Raw genomic sequence first — 16,153 nt, 5'->3', positions numbered from 1 at the left:
AAATTCTACATCGGTAAACGCTGAATATCTCGGTTAGAACCAATTACCACCATGGCTAAATCCTTGTGTAATCTTTCTTGGGGATTGGGGTTAATCTTGAATTTTTCCGCATTACCGACAGCGACAATATTTAACCCATAACGATTACGAATTTCTAACTCTGCTAGGGTTTTACCGTGAAAAGCTTCCGGGACTTTTAACTCGACAATACTATGTTCGGGATCGAGATCAAATCGTTCTAAAATTGATGGTTTAGTTAAACGGTGCGCTAACTCACAACCGGCATCGTATTCGGGAAAAACTACTAAATCTGCACCAACTTTTTTTAGTAATTTTCCATGAATTTCTGTGGAGGCTTTAGCGGCGACAAAATTAACCCCCGCTTCCTTACAATTGAGAGTAGTAATGATACTTTCTTCCACGTATTTACCAATAGCGACAATCACCGTATCGGTTTCAAAAATTCCCGCTTCTCGCAGGGCGTTAGGTTTGGTAGAATCAAGCTCGATCGCATTATCTACTATTCGATCAGATAACGCTTGTGCTACTAATCCTTCGTCAATATCTGTCGCTACCACTTGATAACCTTGTTTGCGTAAGGTTTCACAGACGGCGCGCCCAAATCTGCCTAATCCGATGACGGCAAATTGACGATTTTGGGGACGCATACTACTAAAAAATTTAATTGATTGCATAATTTTAAGTTAAACTGTTACGCATTTAAAATGCTAGTATCAATAAGTACCAATAACTGATAACTGATATTAATTATCCCACTAAAAGGTTTTCTTCGGGGTAATTAATAACTGTTGGTTTCGGATCGCCGATAATAGCCGCTATTAAAAGTATAACTCCTACCCGTCCCAGATACATCATAAAAACAATAATTAACTTAGAAATCGGCGATAAAGCTGCGGTTATCCCCGTAGATAGGCCGACAGTTCCAAAGGCAGAAACCACCTCAAAAAACAGTTGAATCATTTTAAAATCTGTCTCGACAAACGAGATAGCTAGGGTGGACATAATAATCGCTATAACTGAACCAAAAACCACCGCCATTGACTTTAAAATTAACGGCATAGGAATGCGTCTTTGATAGAGAGTTACTTCTTCACGACCTCTTAAAACCGAGCGGGTACAATTATATAAAATCCTAAAAGTTGTGGTCTTAATACCTCCCCCTGTACCGCTAGGACTGGCACCAATAAACATCAAAGCCATGGTAATTAATAAACCTTCTACGGAAATTTTACCAATATCAATGGTATTAAATCCTGCTGTTCTCGATGTTACCGATTGGAACCAAGCAGCCAGCAATTTATCTTTAAGTGATAAATTAGCCAAAGTGTCACCATTTCCCTGTTCAGTAAATAGGAAAGCCAATGTTCCTATCACTAATAAAAATATGGTTGTGCTGATAGCAACTTTGTAGTTAAGAGAAAAAACAAAGCCTTTTCTTTTATATTGAAAGCGGTAAATAAACCAAGTGTAAAACTCGATAATTACCTGATAACCGATACCTCCCAAAATGATCAATCCTGTGATGGCTAAGTTAATAATAATTGAGGATTGATAGGACATCAAATTATCTTTAAACAAGCCAAAACCAGCATTATTCCAAGCACTAATACTATGGAATAAAGATAACCACACCGCATATCTAAAATCATACTTTTGAGAGAAGACAGTTAACATAACTAAAGTTGCTGTTAACTCAAAAACTAGGGTAGTAGCAATCACTGATTTCATTAAACTTTGACTACCTTGTAGGAAAGGTCGATCAAAGGATTCTTGAATCGCTAACTTCTGTCTCAGGTCAAATTTTCGCCCAATTAATAACATTAAAAAAGTGGTAGTGGTCATATAACCCAAACCTCCCACTTGCACTAATAAAGCAATAAATAATTGACCCCAAAAAGAAAAATAAGTACCCGTATCTACTACTGCTAAACCCGTGACACAGACGGCAGAAGTGGAGGTAAACAGGGCAACAATTGGGTCATTCCAAGTGCCGCTAGTGGTAGAAACAGGCAACATCAACAGGGAAGTTCCCGCTAAAATTACCGCCATAAATCCCAAGCAAATTGTGCGTGCGATTGTCATATAAATTCCCTAGTGAAAGTAGCTAAGAGAAGATTGTTTTTTGGCTAACACTTCTTGATAAACTAACTGCAAGCGATCGATATTTTTGCTAAGAGTGTAAGATTCTAAAACTCTTTGACGGGCTTTTTGACCTAAAATTGTGGTTAATTCGGGATGATCTCGTAATACGGGCAAGAGAGTTTTTAATTGGGTAATCAGTCCTTTAGTATCTAGAACTATTCCCGCACCTTTTAACACTTCCCCATCGGCCCCCACATCCGTGGCCAGACAAGCAACACCACAGGCCATCGCTTCCAAGAGGGAAATCGATAAACCTTCCACTAATGAGGGTAAAATAAAGCCGTCAACCCCGCGCAAAATTTCAATTCGTTTATTTTCATCGCCGATAAAACCTAACCAGATAATACCATCTTCTTCTCCATAAAAAGGTTTAAGGGAAGGAGTTAACGGACCATCGCCCACAATGAGCAGTTTGCATCTATCCCCTAAATTGGTTTTTTTCCAAGCTTTCAATAAAGATTCTACATTTTTCTCCGGCATGATCCGACCGAGATAAATAAATAAACAATCGGCATTATATTGAGCTTTAATATTCGATAGTCCTGGACAATACTTATTAACATCAACCCCGTTGGGAATAATTGCTAATTTTTCTTCGGGAACTCCCAATTTAACTAAAAAATCCCGTTGAGAGGTGGAAAAAATAATTACTTTATCGTAATTAGCTAAAAAAGGGGCGTGTAGTTGGTAGGTTAATAATTGGGTACTGGAGATGATATTGCGAATTTTACTATCAAAAGCCGGGTGAAAAGTCGCCACCAGAGGCAAATCTAAAGACTCACAAATTTCTGGTAGTAGAAAATCGAGGGGAGACAGGGGTAAGGACGCATGAACTAGATCCGGTTTCAGTTCCCTGAGTTTATCCTGTAGAACCCGACTCGATTTCAGGGTGGGAATAGTATAGACTTGGGAACTATAGAGACGTGGCAGGGTGATTTCGTCGTAAAAGTCAGGCCAATCGCTTACGGTGGGTTTTTCGGAAGAAAAATGCAGAAAACTGACTTGATAATCTCGATCGAGCAGGGAATTAGTCACTTCTCGCCCATAGGTAACGTTACCGCAAAAAGGAGATTTTTTTCCTAACCAGGCAATGTGCATTCAGATTCTCTTAAGAAAAAGTTAATTTAGCCAAATATCAGCTTACTAAATTAGCCGTAAAATTAAAAGCTAATACAGTACCTAAGCAAAATTAATTACCCATCTAAGTCCTCAGCTAAAAATTGCCTTTTGCAAGAGTGCCTATTTGATAGTTAAAATTCTCGGCTTTTTACTGATTCGCCGAGGACTTGCGACGACGACAGCGTTCTGAACAGTATTTGACCTCATGCCAACAGTTTTGCCACTTTTTGCGCCAAGTAAAGGATAAACCGCAAACGGGACAAATTTTACTGGGAAGATCGGACTTCGAGACCTGACGTGCCATGATTAAAATTAAAAAGTCAAAAACTGCGCCTTATCTATGAGTGTAGATGAAAATAATCAGAGTTCCCCACTCGATCGCCTGAGAATTATTTTGGTTGAACCGGCTGGAGCCTTAAATGTGGGTTCCACTGCCAGAATTATGCGGAATATGGGCTTAAGTCGCTTAATTATCGTCAATCCTGCCTGTGATATCCTGGCAGAAGAAGCGCGACGCATGGCAGTACACGGAATTGAAGTCCTAGAAAACTGTTCACAGGTAGCCACCCTTGGGGAAGCTTTGCAGGGTTGTCATCGCATCATTGCCACCACCTCGAAACCCCGTCACCTGAATACTCCCCTCGAAACACCCCGGACCGCCTTACCCTGGTTACTCACCCCTAACCTGGAATCGGCATTAATTTTCGGGCCAGAAGACCGGGGTTTAAGTAACAGCGAACTGAACCACGCCCAGCGTTTTGTCGGTATTCCCGCTAATCCTCAATATTCCTCCCTCAATCTCGCCCAAGCGGTGGCGGTTTGCTCCTACGAACTGTATCAAATGGCGACGGAAAATAGGCTCGAACCCCCGTTAGAAACGCTCCCTAATGCCACTTTTGAGGCTCTAGAAGGCTATTATCAGCACTTGGAGAGCTTTTTGCTCAAAATTGGCTATCTTTACCCCCACACCGCCGCCGCTAGGATGGAGAAATTCCGGCAATTTTATCATCGGGCCCGGCCCACGGTGGAGGAATTAGCCCTGCTGCGGGGCATTATCGGTCATATTGAAAGTATCGGGCAACTTTTTCTCGGTCTTGATAGTCTCAAGGGCAAGAAAAAAAATTCTCCTAGCGATCGATAATAAATCTGGATACCCTTGAGGAAAACCGTGACTCGTCAAGTAACTCGTCGTCCCACTAAAGTCCTATCTGTCCCTGGTTCCCCTAGTGACATGGACTCAAACAATAAAAAAAGGCCTGTACCAGTTAAAAAGTCGAAAAAACAACGTAAACCTAACCTAATCGCTTCTTTTCTCCTTCAGGTTCTTCGCTTCTCTATCCTTGGTGTCGGTTTAGGTGCGATCGCTGGTACGGTTTTAACGGTGGTGGATCCGAGCAAATTACCCCTACAACCAAAACCCACCGCTACTAATTCCCCGACTCCCAAACCCGTCACCCCAAAACCGACCACCTTAGTCTTAAACGAAAATCTCAGCAGCCTCAACCAGAAATTACAGGCTTTAGCGGTCAAATATCCGAAATTACAGGCGGGAGCTTTATTTATTGACCTCGATAACGGTGCTTACGCTAATTTTCGCGGAGATACTATTTTTGCCGCCGCTAGTACGATTAAAATCCCGATTCTGGTGGCCTTTTTTGAGGATGTGGACGCGGGGAAAATTCGTCTCGATGAAACCCTTGTGGCCACTAAGGATGTCATGGCCAGTGGATCCGGGGATATGCAGTATCTAGGAGTGAATAAAACCTATACTGCCCTAGAAACCGCCACTAAAATGAACGTAATTAGCGATAATACCGCTACTAATATGTTAATCAAGCGCATGGGCGGCAAAGAGGCTCTTAATCAGCGTTTTCAAGCTTGGGGTTTGACCAGTACTGTAATTAATAACGCTTTACCTGACTTGGAAGGAACCAATACCACAAGTCCGAGAGATTTGGTGACAATCTTAGGAAAAGTTAATCAAGGGGAATTACTCAGTTTACGTTCCCGCGATCGTCTATTGAATATTATGCAGGAAACGCGCACTCGCACCCTGCTGCCGCAAGGTATCGAGAAAGCCGCCGATATTGCCCATAAAACCGGTGATATTGGCTCGATGTTAGGGGATGCCGGAATTATTGATATGCCCAACGGGAAACGCTATCTAGGGGCAGTGATGGTGAAACGTCCCCACAATGATAGTAACGCTAGGACTCTGATTCAACAAATATCGCGCACGGCCTACCAACACTTTAAATGGTATCAAACTCAACCGGCAGCCAAACCGCAACCAGTCCCCCAGTCTTCTCCCTCTCCGAGTCCGGTCGTTATTCCTAGTCCAGGTAATTAGCCCCTAGGTTAAATTATTGGCTAAAAGACGGGCCAATTGTTCGGCATTTGCCCGGGGGGAAAGACGAGGGAGGATTTTTTCCCCCGTGGCTAGTTTTTGACAGAGGACGGGGATTTCGTACTGATAAGCGTTAAACCAATCCTCTCGACTGGTAATGTCCCTAATTTCTAATTGCCAGTCCGGTTGACGGATTTTTTCTAGTTTCTCTAGCAACCCTTCGCAAAGATGACAGTCCGGTTTACTGTATAAAATTAGTTCTATGGTAGTCATAAATATTTATGTTCATTACCCCCACGATTAGTCTCTCATCAACAATTATACAAACTCCCTCACCCACACCGACTTTAAATAATAATTTAGTTAATTCAGGTACTCAATATCTAGTCTATATCGGTGTGTTTCTTCTGGCAATTACCCTAGTCATTGTTATTGGTATTATCAATCAAAAAATTGAATACGCTATCATTTTTGCCGCAACTCTCACTGTTATTTTAGTTGCTTTCTTCTGGTTTTTATAAGTCCTTCAACCAAGGGGATTGAGGTGATGGTATTCTGACTTCCCCAACTGACTCCGTTCGGACCTCGGCGTGAGCTCACGGCCGAAGCCTAACCCCACCAACAAACTTTTTCAGCACACCCTATACACAAGCAAAATGATCAGACTTATAATATAATTGTATTGATTGTGGCTTGTTGCTAGAATCACCCCAAATTGACTCAATGGGTTTATAAACGATGACAACCCTAGATATTGCTACCGATATTGTCTGTCCTCCCACCGATTTATGGAGTGATGAACCACCCGTGGAAAGTGATCTGCATTTACAACAAATTATTTTATTATTATCTTGTCTTGATTGGTTCTGGCAAGATAGAAACGATTACTATGCCTCGGGCAATTTGACCATTTATTATAACGAAAGACAACTGAAACAGCGAGATTTTTGTGGACCAGATTTTTTCGTGGTTTTAGATACAGAGAAACGTCCCAGAAAAAGTTGGGTCGTCTGGGGAGAAGGGGGTAAATATCCCAATGTAATCATCGAAATTCTCTCCGATTCCACTGCTAATGTGGACAGAAAAGCCAAAAAGGAACTATATCAGCATACTTTCCGGACTCTTGAGTATTTTTGGTTTGATCCTAATACCTTAGAATGGCAAGGATTCACTTTAATCGAGGGACAATACCAACCGATTACCCCTAATGAAAAGGGTTATTTATGGAGTAAGCAACTAGGATTATATTTAGGGATTTTTGCCAATAAATTGCGCTATTTCACCGAATCGGGTGAATTGGTTCCCACCCCTCAAGAGTCGGCCCAACAGGAAAGATTAGCCAAAGAACGGGAAAGATTAGCCAAAGAACAGGAAAGATTAGCCAAAGAAAGAGAACAACAACGGGCGGAAAAATTAGCCCAAAAGCTGCGAGAATTGGGCATTAATCCCGATGAAATTGCTTAAATATCTGGTTGGGGGTGTTAGGGTGGAAACCACGGCGCAATTTTTCCTTAATTGCTAGGCATTAAGATGAGGAATCCGAAACTCTGATTCTAGCCTAGAAATCATGGCAAAATCTCCACACTGATGTTATAAAAATGACCAAGGGCAACAATCTTCAAATATAATTAATGCCATGGTGCAAAAAATAGCTTTTTTTAATCATAAAGGTGGAGTCAGCAAAACTACAACCACTTTTAACCTTGGTTGGATGCTTGCTGAGAAGGGCAAAAGAGTAATTATTGTCGATACCGATCCCCAATGTAACTTAACTGGTATGGCTTTGGCTAAAGAAAGTGAAGATAGGGAGGAAAGACTACAAGCCATCTACAATACTTACTCTAATATTAAAACAGCTTTAGCACCTGCTTTTGAGTCTCAACCGAGATTAATTGAAGCTGTGGACTGTATTCCTATTGATGGTCGTGATCGTTTATTTCTATTGCCCGGTCATGTGGGGTTAGCTGAATATGAAGTTACCCTAGGTATTGCTCAAGAACTTAGTGGGTCAATTCAGGCTTTAAAAAATCTCCCCGGTGCGATTACATATTTATTAGACAAAACTGCCGAAAGATTTGAAGCTGACTATATTTTAATCGATATGAGTCCCAGTTTGGGGTCAATCAATCAAAATATACTGATGACCAGTAACTTTTTTATTGTGCCAACAACGCCAGATTTTTTCTCGGTTATGGCTATCGATTCTTTAGCTAAAATCTTGCCTAAGTGGCACCAATGGGCGAAGGCAGCTAGTGCTTTACCAATTCTCAAAACAGCCAACTATCCCTTTCCCGAAGTTAACCTAAATTTTTTGGGAACTATTGTTCAGAACTATCGAATCAGAGGTGGTCAAGAAACAAAAGCTTTTCAAAACTGGATTAACACAATCGAGGAAAATATCGGCTATAAAATGATTCCAGCTTTAGAAAAAAATGGCATGATGCTACCGAAATTTATCTACGATAAGAATGGTGTACCAGACTGCTGTACTTTAGTAAAAATTCCTAATTTTAATAGTCTTATTGCCTTATCTCAAGAGCATCAAACGCCCGTTTTTGCGCTAACTGCTGAACAATTAGGATGGCAAGGTACAGTGTTAGATCAAGCCCAAGAAAAACAACAAAAATTTAAAGATATTTTTTCTGACTTAGCAGACAAAGTTATCGGTCTTACCTCCGAGATTTATGCAGTTAGCAATTGAACAATTTCGCCTTAGTATTGCCCGCGTTCGTGACTTGATCGCTATCCACAATTCCCTCAAATCTCAGACTACTCCCGCCCTAGATGTATCGGATATCCTCAGAGCGGCTTTAGTCCTGACTGTGAGTGCTTTAGATTATTATATTCACGAAGTGGTTACTCTAGGAATGCTAGAAATTTATCGAGGCCAACGTTCAGAACCTTCTCCCACTCCTAACAGTTCTCAATCTGCCTTTTCTCGTTTTAAAGTCTCCTTGGATGGCGCACGACAAGAACGATTGATAGCTATTAGTATTGGCTCTTGGTTAGAGAACGAAATTCAACAAAACTACGGTTTTTTTTTTGGTCAAGAATTTCGCTCAATTTCCGAGGTACTACCAATGATTGAAAATCTCCTCACCAACAAACTTAATAGTAATCATTGGCTAGAAGCTGAAATTAGAGAAAAACTCAGCTATGAAAGCTATCAACAACCGAACAAGATAGCGGATGCCATTAGACTAATTTCAGCCAAGAAATTGTGGGAAGAAGTGGCGGGCCAACTAAATAAACCAGCTAAAGATATTAAAAACCAACTTAGCGCAATTGTTGAGCGAAGGAACAAAATCGCCCATGAAGCTGATATAGACCCGAGTTATGGCATTGGCAGTCGCTGGAATATCGATGAAAATATGGTTAATGATGCCGTTAACTTTATAGAACAGCTTGTTGAAAATATCCATCAGGTACTTGAGGACATCCACTAGCCGAGAATTTCTCCGGCAGTTCAGCCATAAATACTTATGATTTCTCAGGGAATTATAACAATTATTAAATAATGTGTAGTTTTGTATACTGATGTCAGGAACTTAGCTACAATATCAAGTGGCGTAAGATATATAGAGATTAGCTTGTGAGTCGGAATCAAGACAGTCAAACTGACCGGAAACGAGAAGAAACACAGTTCACTCCTTACAGTGCAGAAGCGATCGCTCAACAATACCGTTACAAACCTTGGCAATTGTTTGGTCGCGCTTTCGTGATTATTTGGTCTTTAGGATTATTTCTGCTCAGTCTCCTCTGGGACAAATGGACAAAGCAAGAAGAAGCCAATAAATACAGGCGTGCCAGCGAACTTAGGCAAATTCTCACCCGTTTTGGTCCCACCTTCATCAAAGTCGGTCAAGCTCTCTCTACCCGTCCCGACCTCGTTCGCAAAGACTTTTTAGACGAATTAGTTAAACTGCAAGACCAACTTCCCCCCTTCGATAACGACATCGCTTTTGCCATTATCGAGACAGAATTGGGAATGTCCGTAGAAAAAGCCTATCGAGAAATATCCCCCACCCCTGTGGCTGCCGCTAGTTTAGGCCAGGTTTACAAAGCTATTCTACCCACCGGTGAAGAAGTAGCCGTTAAAGTGCAACGGCCTGGGCTGCGGGCGCTTTTAAGCCTCGATTTATACCTAATGCGCTGGGCTGCCCAAAAATTCGGTCGTTTATTACCCCTCAATCTCGGCCACGACCTTACCCTGATTGTCGATGAATTCGGCACCAAACTCTTTGAGGAAATCGACTATCAAAACGAAGGTCGCAACGCTGAAAAATTCGCCACCAACTTCCAAAATAACCCCGAAGTTAAAGTTCCCAGTATCTACTGGCGTTATAGTGGTCGCCGCGTCCTCACCCTGGAATGGATTGATGGCTATAAACTCACCGATACCGAGAACATCAAAGCTTTAGGATTAGACCCCAATAATATCGTTAAAATCGGCGTAACCTCTGGATTACAGCAACTCCTTGAACACGGCTTTTTCCACGCTGATCCCCATCCGGGTAATCTTTTCGCCACCTTTGATGGTCGCATGGCCTATATCGATTTTGGCATGATGGATCAGTTAGAGGAGGAAACTAAAGAAACCCTCGCTAGTTGCGTCGTCGATTTAATTAACAAAGACTACGAAAACCTAGCCAGCAACTTTGTCAAACTGGGATTTTTAACCCCAGAAACCGATATAAAACCAATTATTCCCGCCCTAGAACGAGTTTTAGGCAATGCCATCGGTCAAAGAGTCGGTGACTTCAATTTCCGCACCATTACCGATGATTTCTCCGAATTGATGTACGAGTATCCCTTCCGGATTCCCGCCAAATTCGCCCTGATTATTCGTTCCCTCGTCACCCAAGAAGGGGCAGCCCTCACCCTCGATCCTAACTTCAAAATCGTCCAAGTGGCCTATCCCTACGTCGCTAAACGTCTCCTGACCGGGGAATCGCCGCAACTGCGCCGGCGTTTATTGGATGTACTGTTCAAAGACGGTAAATTCCAGTGGCAACGCTTAGAAAACATGATTACAATGGCTCGATCGGAAAGTAACTTCGATTTACTGCCCACAGCGCAATTAGGCATCACTTTTCTTCTCTCGGAAGAAGGTCGTTATCTGCGTCGTCAATTGCTATTAGCTTTGACGGAAGATGACCGTCTCCATACTGCCGAAGTGCAACGTCTCTGGGGTTTAATTCAAGGAGAATTGCAACCGCGGCGACTCTTGGATGTGGCCATGAGTGCTTTTCGGGAATTATCCAGCCAAGGTGTGGCCGCTGTCCTTCCGCGAGAAACCAGTTCGCGTTAAAGTGTTTAAGGTCATCATCGGTTAATCACTTTTTCTATGGATTATTATTTTCTGCCCCAACCGCCCTATTTTCTAGTTTTTGCCGGTTTATTTATTGGTATTACCTGCGGGGCTGCTTTTGAAGCTAGTCTCAAGCAAGTGGTTAACAATTGGTATAAAAATAAGGGTTCAGACGATCAAAATCTTTTAAAATCCAGTGCCTTACAAATTCCTTTTATTGGTATTTGTGTAGGAATCTGTCTTTTCCTGGCCTCGGGATTAGATATATTTATTCTCAATGGTTGGGTTGCCTACGCTATCTCTCTCCCGATGACTATCTTTATCGGTGGTTTGGTTTGGAGTCAGTTAGGGGAATTATTAGGCCAATTACAGCGCGGCGGTTCTAAAGAAATTGACCTCGATTATCGGGGATAATTAGGAGGCAGCAAACAATTAAGACTAAGATAATAGGTGTTAGCAGATAGGAAAGATCAACTCCCCCACAACTAACACCAAAACCCTAGTTATACCCAATTTCCCAGCTATTTTGGCCCGCAATTTTAGATGCAAAAACCTTTAGCATGGCATTGGCGATCGCTCCCCCTGCATCAGCGCACCGGTTCCGAGGTTTTTGCCTGCTTATTCTGCCAAGATGCGATCGCTACTTTACTAGAAAGTCCCTATCCGGGTAATTCCCTTTCCCGTTACTCTCTTTGTGCTGGTTCCCCGCGTCAGCTTTGGACTCCCGCACTAGGGGAGATTTTGCCCTTTTTAAGCAGTTTACTCCCCCAAACCCGATCTGATGTGCTTCCCGATCATCTTCCCTTCCATGGCGGTTGGTTGGGGTGGTTAGGCTACGATTTAGCTTGGGAAATAGAAAAATTACCCGACAGGAAAGCTGATACTCTCCCTTTTCCCGTCGCTTATTGGTATGAACCGGATAGTTTTGCCCTTCTCGATCACCAAGCACAAATTCTCTGGTTAGCTGCCACTAAACCCGAAGATTTAGATAAATACGAACAATCTTTAACCACTAACCCCGATTTTGAGTTTATCGATCCCCATCCATCTCCCTTAATCTTTTATACTTCTCAACTCGACTACGAAAAAGCTGTTAAAAAAGCCTTAGATTATATCAGAAAAGGTGATATTTTTCAAGCAAATTTATCCCTAAGATTTCAAAGCACAACTAGGGCAAAAGGATGGCAAATTTATCGCAGTTTACAACAGATTAACCCTTCTCCTTTTGCTAGTTATTGGCGCACCCCTTGGGGCGAAATGATTAGTTGTTCTCCCGAAAGATTGGTAAAATTAGAAAAAGGAATAGCCAGCACTAGACCGATCGCTGGAACCCGTCCCCGGGGTAAAACCGAGGCACTCGATCGACAATTGTCCGAGGAACTATTAACTAATAAAAAAGAGCGGGCCGAGCATATTATGCTAGTGGATCTAGAACGTAATGATCTGGGTAGAGTTTGTGAATGGGGATCGGTGGATGTGGATGAATTACTGACGATCGAGCGTTATAGTCATGTTATGCACTTGGTCAGTAATGTTCAAGGAAAATTAGATAAAAAGTATCATGCTATTGATTTAATTAAAGCTCTTTTCCCCGGGGGAACAATTACCGGTTGTCCGAAAGTTCGTTGTCTAGAAATTATCGAAGAATTGGAACCGATGCGACGCAATTTATTCTATGGTTCCTGTGGCTATATTGACCTACGGGGTCATTTAGATTTGAATATTCTCATCCGTACCCTATTAATGACTGCTCAAGGGAATTTAAACACCGTTTGGGGACAAGTGGGAGCGGGAATAGTTGCCGATAGCGATCCCGAAAAAGAATGGTTAGAATCTCTTCATAAAGCTGAGGCACAATTAATCGCTTTACGTTCTTTTTAATTTTTGATTGGCTCTTCTCGACTTTGTGTGATAATTTTTGCTTATGAAATCATAAAATGTTTACTGGGAAACACTTTTAGGACTATTTTGTTAAATAAACTATCAGTATAGACCTCGTTTCCACACAGAAACCAGAAGAGCCTTTGATTTCCACAAACTAACCTATTGTTGCATCTAAAACCGATCTTTTTACTTTTTACTTAATCTGCTATTTTGTAGGATAGCTTCCGATCTGGAACCCTATTCATGAATCAAATTTCTATCGCTGTTACTTTTTTTCTTAGTTTAGTCTTGACCTCGCTTCCCTTTTTACTTTTGGGGGCAGCCGTTTCCAGTTTTTTGCTGGTTTTCGTCAATAAACAGCGATTAGCGGCGATATTTCCCCGCAATCGAGTCTTAGGAGCGATCGTTGGCAGTGCCATCGGATTAATCTTACCCGTCGGACAATACGGCACGATTCCCGTCGCTAGAAGATTTTTATTGGAGGGAGTACCTTCGGGGGTGGTGTTTAGCTTTCTCACTGCTGCACCGACCCTAAATATCGTCACTCTTTGGCTAACTTGGCAGACTTTCACCTATTCTAGTATTTTCTTCTATCGATCGCTTTCAGTCTGGTTAATGGCAATTGTTATCGGCACTCTCTTTAGTTTCTATCGGGAAAAACCCCGCACCGATAGCGAAATTCCCCTAGAATCGAGTTTAGTTCTTTCCGGTAGTTTTTTACCGGAGGAAGCAGCCAGTCAACCCCTACAAAGAGTCGGTAGTCTTGTTTATGAGTATAAAACTAGAGATAGGCAAGCTTGGCCAATTTCTGTGCAGTTATTTCTCGATAACTTTATCGATGAAGCGCTGGAATTAGGGGGATTATTAATGATTGGCTGTGCGATCGCTAGTATCTTTCAGCTATTATTACCTCAGAGTCAATTAATTGCCTGGGGGAGTACTGCCGCTACTCAAATTCTTGTGCAGTTGTTCTTTGGTGTCACCCTCGCTGTTAATGCTAGTCTTAGCACTTTTGTTCCCGGTTCCTTAATTACTAATCTGTCCGTGGGTTCCACTCTAGCTTTTTTACTGGTCGCTTCCCTCATTGATATTAAAGCTTTTATCCTCCTCCTATCAGCTTTCCGTGCTAAAATCGTCCTTTATTTCGGAATTTTATGCCTGTTAATGACTTTTTTAGTGGCTCTGATCCTCAGTTTTTATCTAGGTTGAATTTCTCTGGGTCAGAAAAATTTTCTCTTGACAAAAGCCCCTTGACATGATATTATATTCATAATGGGAAATCCGTGCGCCTGCGAACCCTATTTTCCCAAGCATTTAAACTCTATCTTGATTCTGCTTGTCGGAGTTGCCAGAATATACTCCTATAATTCTCCATAAGGTTGACCTGGAATAATCTTCTGATAATATATCCAAAAGTCCCTATAATATCACATCCGTCGCTTTTTATTGAAGTTATCTAAAGCGGAAAAGATTCCTTTTTTGTAGTCTATAATACTGTTTTTTGGATTGAGATCGTCTAAGGTCAAAGAAATTGCTTCTAGGGTTCCGATTTAAGCGTCCTTAAATGTCAGGTCCGAGAGGAGCAAGCTAGTCTTATAATGATCGGATCAAAAAATTTTCCGTCTAAGCTGGCTACACGGCGGGATAAAAGCCCGGGAGACTTTAAGGATAACTGTTTTAAGGCAGTGTCGTTGAAGACTCCCGGGTTATTGTATTTTGAGGTGAAATGATGTCCGAGGAATCTACTTTTCAACCCCCGCATTTAACCGAAGCTGAACAGGCCCTAGAAAAAGAACGCCATTTGCCCCTAACCGGTTGGCAACAGGAAGTTTACCAGGGGTTAACCTACGGTTTAGAGGCGGCCGATAGTATTCGCGATCGCAGTATTCCCACCTTTTCCAGGGGTGAGTTACCCCACTATGCGGGAATTAACACCTTTATGAAGGCCCCCTATTTGGAAGATGTGCGGAATGTGGGCAATTATGACGTGGCGATCGTGGGTGTTCCCCATGATTCGGGGACAACTTACCGACCCGGAACTCGTTTTGGTCCCCAGGGAATTCGGCGGATTTCGGCTCTTTATACGCCCTACAATTTTGAATTAGGGGTAGATTTGCGCGAACAAATTACTCTCTGTGATTTGGGGGATATTTTCACCATTCCTGCTAATAATGAAAAGTCCTTTGATCAAATCTCTAAGGGGGTTGCCCATGTCTTTAGTTCCGGTGCCTTGCCGATTATTTTAGGGGGTGATCATTCTATTGGGTTTCCGACAGTGCGCGGTATTTGTCGGCATTTAGGGGATAAAAAAGTCGGTATTATTCACTTTGATCGCCATGTGGATACCCAGGAAACAGATTTAGATGAACGGATGCACACTTGCCCCTGGTTTCATGCCACCAATATGAAAAATGCTCCTGCCAAAAATCTCGTCCAATTAGGGATTGGTGGTTGGCAAGTTCCCCGTCAAGGTGTGAAAGTTTGCCGCGAGCGGGCAACTAATATTTTGACCGTCACCGACATTGTAGAACGAGGCATTGATGCTGCCGCCGAATTTGCCTTAGAACGAGCTTTAGATGGTACGGATTGCGTTTGGATTAGTTTCGATATTGATTGCATTGATGCCGGTTTTGTCCCCGGTACAGGTTGGCCGGAACCGGGCGGTTTATTACCCCGTGAAGCCTTAGCTTTATTAGGCAAAATTATCCAAAAAGCTCCCATTTGTGGCATGGAAGTGGTGGAAGTTTCCCCTCCCTACGATATTAGTGATATGACCTCTTTAATGGCTACCCGTGTTATTTGTGATGCCATGGCCCATCTGGTTATTTCAGGTCAATTACCCCGTAAAGAAAAGCCCTATTATATTCATTCTGATGCCAATATGGAGGTTGATGAACCTTGGCAGTAATTTCCTATGCACGAAACTGATATGACTAAGGCGTTAATTATGACAGTTCGAGATTGGTATGATAGCCAACCTGAAAAGCTCAAAATTGAAAAAATTCATCTCATGGTTGGTGAATTTACCTGTGTCGAACCGGTCAGTTTACAATTTGCCTTTGAAGTTCAAACTGCCAATACTTTTCTTGCTGGTGTGGAATTAGCAATTAAAAATATTCCCCTAATTGCTTATTGTCATTGCTGCCAAAAGGATTATCAACCCCAAATTGGCCAGCAATATTCCTGCCCAACTTGCCGATCACCGATGGAGGATATTCGTTCAGGTCGAGAGTTAAAAATTGACCACATTGAATATTCTTTAGTTTCTTAAACAAAGTTTGGTGATCGCTTATAAAAGTTCGATGATCAATTATTCATTCTCAACTAAA

The 16,153-nt window shown here is 42.1% G+C and carries 17 protein-coding genes and 1 riboswitch; of the genes, 12 read left to right on the top strand and 5 right to left on the bottom strand.

All coding sequences use genetic code 11. From position 1 onward, the window contains the following. Window positions 1–5: 5 nt before the first annotated feature. The 4 genes from MiAbW_RS04115 to MiAbW_RS04100 form a co-directional block, all read right to left on the bottom strand. Window positions 6–695, bottom strand: coding sequence for a potassium channel family protein (locus MiAbW_RS04115; RefSeq protein ID WP_151695044.1), 690 nt, complete (start codon window positions 693–695; stop codon window positions 6–8). Window positions 696–768: 73 nt separating this feature from the next. Continuing rightward, window positions 769–2,103 (bottom strand): TrkH family potassium uptake protein, encoded by a 1,335-nt coding sequence (locus MiAbW_RS04110; RefSeq protein WP_151695043.1) that lies wholly within the window; start codon window positions 2,101–2,103, stop codon window positions 769–771. A 9-nt stretch (window positions 2,104–2,112) separates the two neighbouring features. Next, a complete protein-coding gene (locus MiAbW_RS04105) occupies window positions 2,113–3,261 on the bottom strand; it encodes a glycosyltransferase family 4 protein (protein ID WP_151695042.1) in 1,149 nt (382 codons plus the stop codon). A gap of 169 nt (window positions 3,262–3,430) precedes the next feature. After that, window positions 3,431–3,586 (bottom strand): DUF2256 domain-containing protein, encoded by a 156-nt coding sequence (locus MiAbW_RS04100; protein ID WP_002801262.1) that lies wholly within the window; start codon window positions 3,584–3,586, stop codon window positions 3,431–3,433. A 36-nt stretch (window positions 3,587–3,622) separates the two neighbouring features. Between MiAbW_RS04100 and MiAbW_RS04095 the strand changes: the two genes are divergently transcribed. Then, window positions 3,623–4,423: an RNA methyltransferase gene (locus MiAbW_RS04095; protein WP_002765474.1), complete on the top strand. Its 801-nt coding sequence runs from the start codon at window positions 3,623–3,625 to the stop codon at window positions 4,421–4,423. Between the two features lie 27 nt (window positions 4,424–4,450). After that, window positions 4,451–5,632, top strand: a complete 1,182-nt coding sequence (locus MiAbW_RS04090) for a serine hydrolase (protein ID WP_151695041.1) — start codon at window positions 4,451–4,453, stop codon at window positions 5,630–5,632. A gap of 3 nt (window positions 5,633–5,635) precedes the next feature. Here the strand turns inward: MiAbW_RS04090 and MiAbW_RS04085 are convergent, their stop codons facing one another. Continuing rightward, a complete protein-coding gene (locus MiAbW_RS04085; RefSeq protein WP_008204472.1) occupies window positions 5,636–5,902 on the bottom strand; it encodes a glutaredoxin family protein in 267 nt (88 codons plus the stop codon). A gap of 8 nt (window positions 5,903–5,910) precedes the next feature. Between MiAbW_RS04085 and MiAbW_RS04080 the strand changes: the two genes are divergently transcribed. The 10 genes from MiAbW_RS04080 (at window position 5,911) to hypA (ending at window position 16,095) form a co-directional block, all read left to right on the top strand. Further along, window positions 5,911–6,150 (top strand): hypothetical protein, encoded by a 240-nt coding sequence (locus MiAbW_RS04080; RefSeq protein ID WP_151695040.1) that lies wholly within the window; start codon window positions 5,911–5,913, stop codon window positions 6,148–6,150. Window positions 6,151–6,367: 217 nt separating this feature from the next. Then, on the top strand, window positions 6,368–7,093 hold the full coding sequence (locus MiAbW_RS04075; protein ID WP_151695039.1) for a Uma2 family endonuclease: 726 nt from the start codon (window positions 6,368–6,370) through the stop codon (window positions 7,091–7,093). Window positions 7,094–7,265: 172 nt separating this feature from the next. After that, window positions 7,266–8,330 carry a ParA family protein gene (locus MiAbW_RS04070; RefSeq protein WP_151695038.1) on the top strand — a complete coding sequence of 355 codons (1,065 nt, stop codon included), beginning with the start codon at window positions 7,266–7,268 and terminating at the stop codon, window positions 8,328–8,330. Next, complete coding sequence (locus MiAbW_RS04065; protein WP_151695037.1) at window positions 8,314–9,075, top strand: HEPN domain-containing protein; 762 nt, start codon at window positions 8,314–8,316, stop codon at window positions 9,073–9,075. The genes MiAbW_RS04070 and MiAbW_RS04065 overlap by 17 nt, the downstream gene beginning before the upstream one ends. A gap of 146 nt (window positions 9,076–9,221) precedes the next feature. Continuing rightward, window positions 9,222–10,940: an ABC1 kinase family protein gene (locus MiAbW_RS04060; protein ID WP_151695036.1), complete on the top strand. Its 1,719-nt coding sequence runs from the start codon at window positions 9,222–9,224 to the stop codon at window positions 10,938–10,940. Between the two features lie 36 nt (window positions 10,941–10,976). Further along, window positions 10,977–11,354 carry a hypothetical protein gene (locus MiAbW_RS04055; protein ID WP_052277861.1) on the top strand — a complete coding sequence of 126 codons (378 nt, stop codon included), beginning with the start codon at window positions 10,977–10,979 and terminating at the stop codon, window positions 11,352–11,354. Between the two features lie 129 nt (window positions 11,355–11,483). Then, window positions 11,484–12,821 carry an anthranilate synthase component I gene (locus MiAbW_RS04050; RefSeq protein ID WP_151695035.1) on the top strand — a complete coding sequence of 446 codons (1,338 nt, stop codon included), beginning with the start codon at window positions 11,484–11,486 and terminating at the stop codon, window positions 12,819–12,821. A 246-nt stretch (window positions 12,822–13,067) separates the two neighbouring features. After that, window positions 13,068–14,033 carry a permease gene (locus MiAbW_RS04045; protein WP_151695034.1) on the top strand — a complete coding sequence of 322 codons (966 nt, stop codon included), beginning with the start codon at window positions 13,068–13,070 and terminating at the stop codon, window positions 14,031–14,033. 317 nt (window positions 14,034–14,350) lie between these two features. Then, window positions 14,351–14,485: riboswitch (guanidine-I (ykkC/yxkD leader) on the top strand. Between the two features lie 68 nt (window positions 14,486–14,553). Continuing rightward, the gene (locus MiAbW_RS04040) at window positions 14,554–15,732 is read left to right on the top strand and encodes an agmatinase family protein (RefSeq protein WP_151695033.1); all 1,179 of its coding nucleotides are present in this window, start codon (window positions 14,554–14,556) and stop codon (window positions 15,730–15,732) included. A gap of 6 nt (window positions 15,733–15,738) precedes the next feature. Then, window positions 15,739–16,095 carry a hydrogenase maturation nickel metallochaperone HypA gene (hypA, locus tag MiAbW_RS04035; RefSeq protein WP_002798306.1) on the top strand — a complete coding sequence of 119 codons (357 nt, stop codon included), beginning with the start codon at window positions 15,739–15,741 and terminating at the stop codon, window positions 16,093–16,095. The last annotated feature ends 58 nt before the right edge of the window (window positions 16,096–16,153 follow it).

The sequence above is a fragment of the Microcystis aeruginosa NIES-4325 genome (assembly GCF_008974145.1).
Taxonomy (GTDB): Bacteria; Cyanobacteriota; Cyanobacteriia; order Cyanobacteriales; family Microcystaceae; genus Microcystis; species Microcystis aeruginosa_G.
The sequence above is the reverse complement of the archived record's forward strand: the minus strand, read 5'-3'. Positions and strand labels throughout refer to the sequence as shown.

What these genes read in the sequence shown, in the direction of transcription:
- MiAbW_RS04070 (WP_151695038.1), top strand. Translation starts at nt 7,266, where the DNA reads ATGGTGCAAAAAATAGCTTTTTTTAATCATAAAGGTGGAGTCAGCAAA.
- hypA (WP_002798306.1), top strand. Translation starts at nt 15,739, where the DNA reads ATGCACGAAACTGATATGACTAAGGCGTTAATTATGACAGTTCGAGAT.
- MiAbW_RS04080 (WP_151695040.1), top strand. Translation starts at nt 5,911, where the DNA reads ATGTTCATTACCCCCACGATTAGTCTCTCATCAACAATTATACAAACT.
- MiAbW_RS04100 (WP_002801262.1), bottom strand. Translation starts at nt 3,586, where the DNA reads ATGGCACGTCAGGTCTCGAAGTCCGATCTTCCCAGTAAAATTTGTCCC.
- MiAbW_RS04065 (WP_151695037.1), top strand. Translation starts at nt 8,314, where the DNA reads ATGCAGTTAGCAATTGAACAATTTCGCCTTAGTATTGCCCGCGTTCGT.
- MiAbW_RS04085 (WP_008204472.1), bottom strand. Translation starts at nt 5,902, where the DNA reads ATGACTACCATAGAACTAATTTTATACAGTAAACCGGACTGTCATCTT.
- MiAbW_RS04105 (WP_151695042.1), bottom strand. Translation starts at nt 3,261, where the DNA reads ATGCACATTGCCTGGTTAGGAAAAAAATCTCCTTTTTGCGGTAACGTT.
- MiAbW_RS04115 (WP_151695044.1), bottom strand. Translation starts at nt 695, where the DNA reads ATGCAATCAATTAAATTTTTTAGTAGTATGCGTCCCCAAAATCGTCAA.
- MiAbW_RS04110 (WP_151695043.1), bottom strand. Translation starts at nt 2,103, where the DNA reads ATGACAATCGCACGCACAATTTGCTTGGGATTTATGGCGGTAATTTTA.
- MiAbW_RS04095 (WP_002765474.1), top strand. Translation starts at nt 3,623, where the DNA reads ATGAGTGTAGATGAAAATAATCAGAGTTCCCCACTCGATCGCCTGAGA.
- MiAbW_RS04040 (WP_151695033.1), top strand. Translation starts at nt 14,554, where the DNA reads ATGTCCGAGGAATCTACTTTTCAACCCCCGCATTTAACCGAAGCTGAA.
- MiAbW_RS04050 (WP_151695035.1), top strand. Translation starts at nt 11,484, where the DNA reads ATGCAAAAACCTTTAGCATGGCATTGGCGATCGCTCCCCCTGCATCAG.
- MiAbW_RS04045 (WP_151695034.1), top strand. Translation starts at nt 13,068, where the DNA reads ATGAATCAAATTTCTATCGCTGTTACTTTTTTTCTTAGTTTAGTCTTG.
- MiAbW_RS04075 (WP_151695039.1), top strand. Translation starts at nt 6,368, where the DNA reads ATGACAACCCTAGATATTGCTACCGATATTGTCTGTCCTCCCACCGAT.
- MiAbW_RS04055 (WP_052277861.1), top strand. Translation starts at nt 10,977, where the DNA reads ATGGATTATTATTTTCTGCCCCAACCGCCCTATTTTCTAGTTTTTGCC.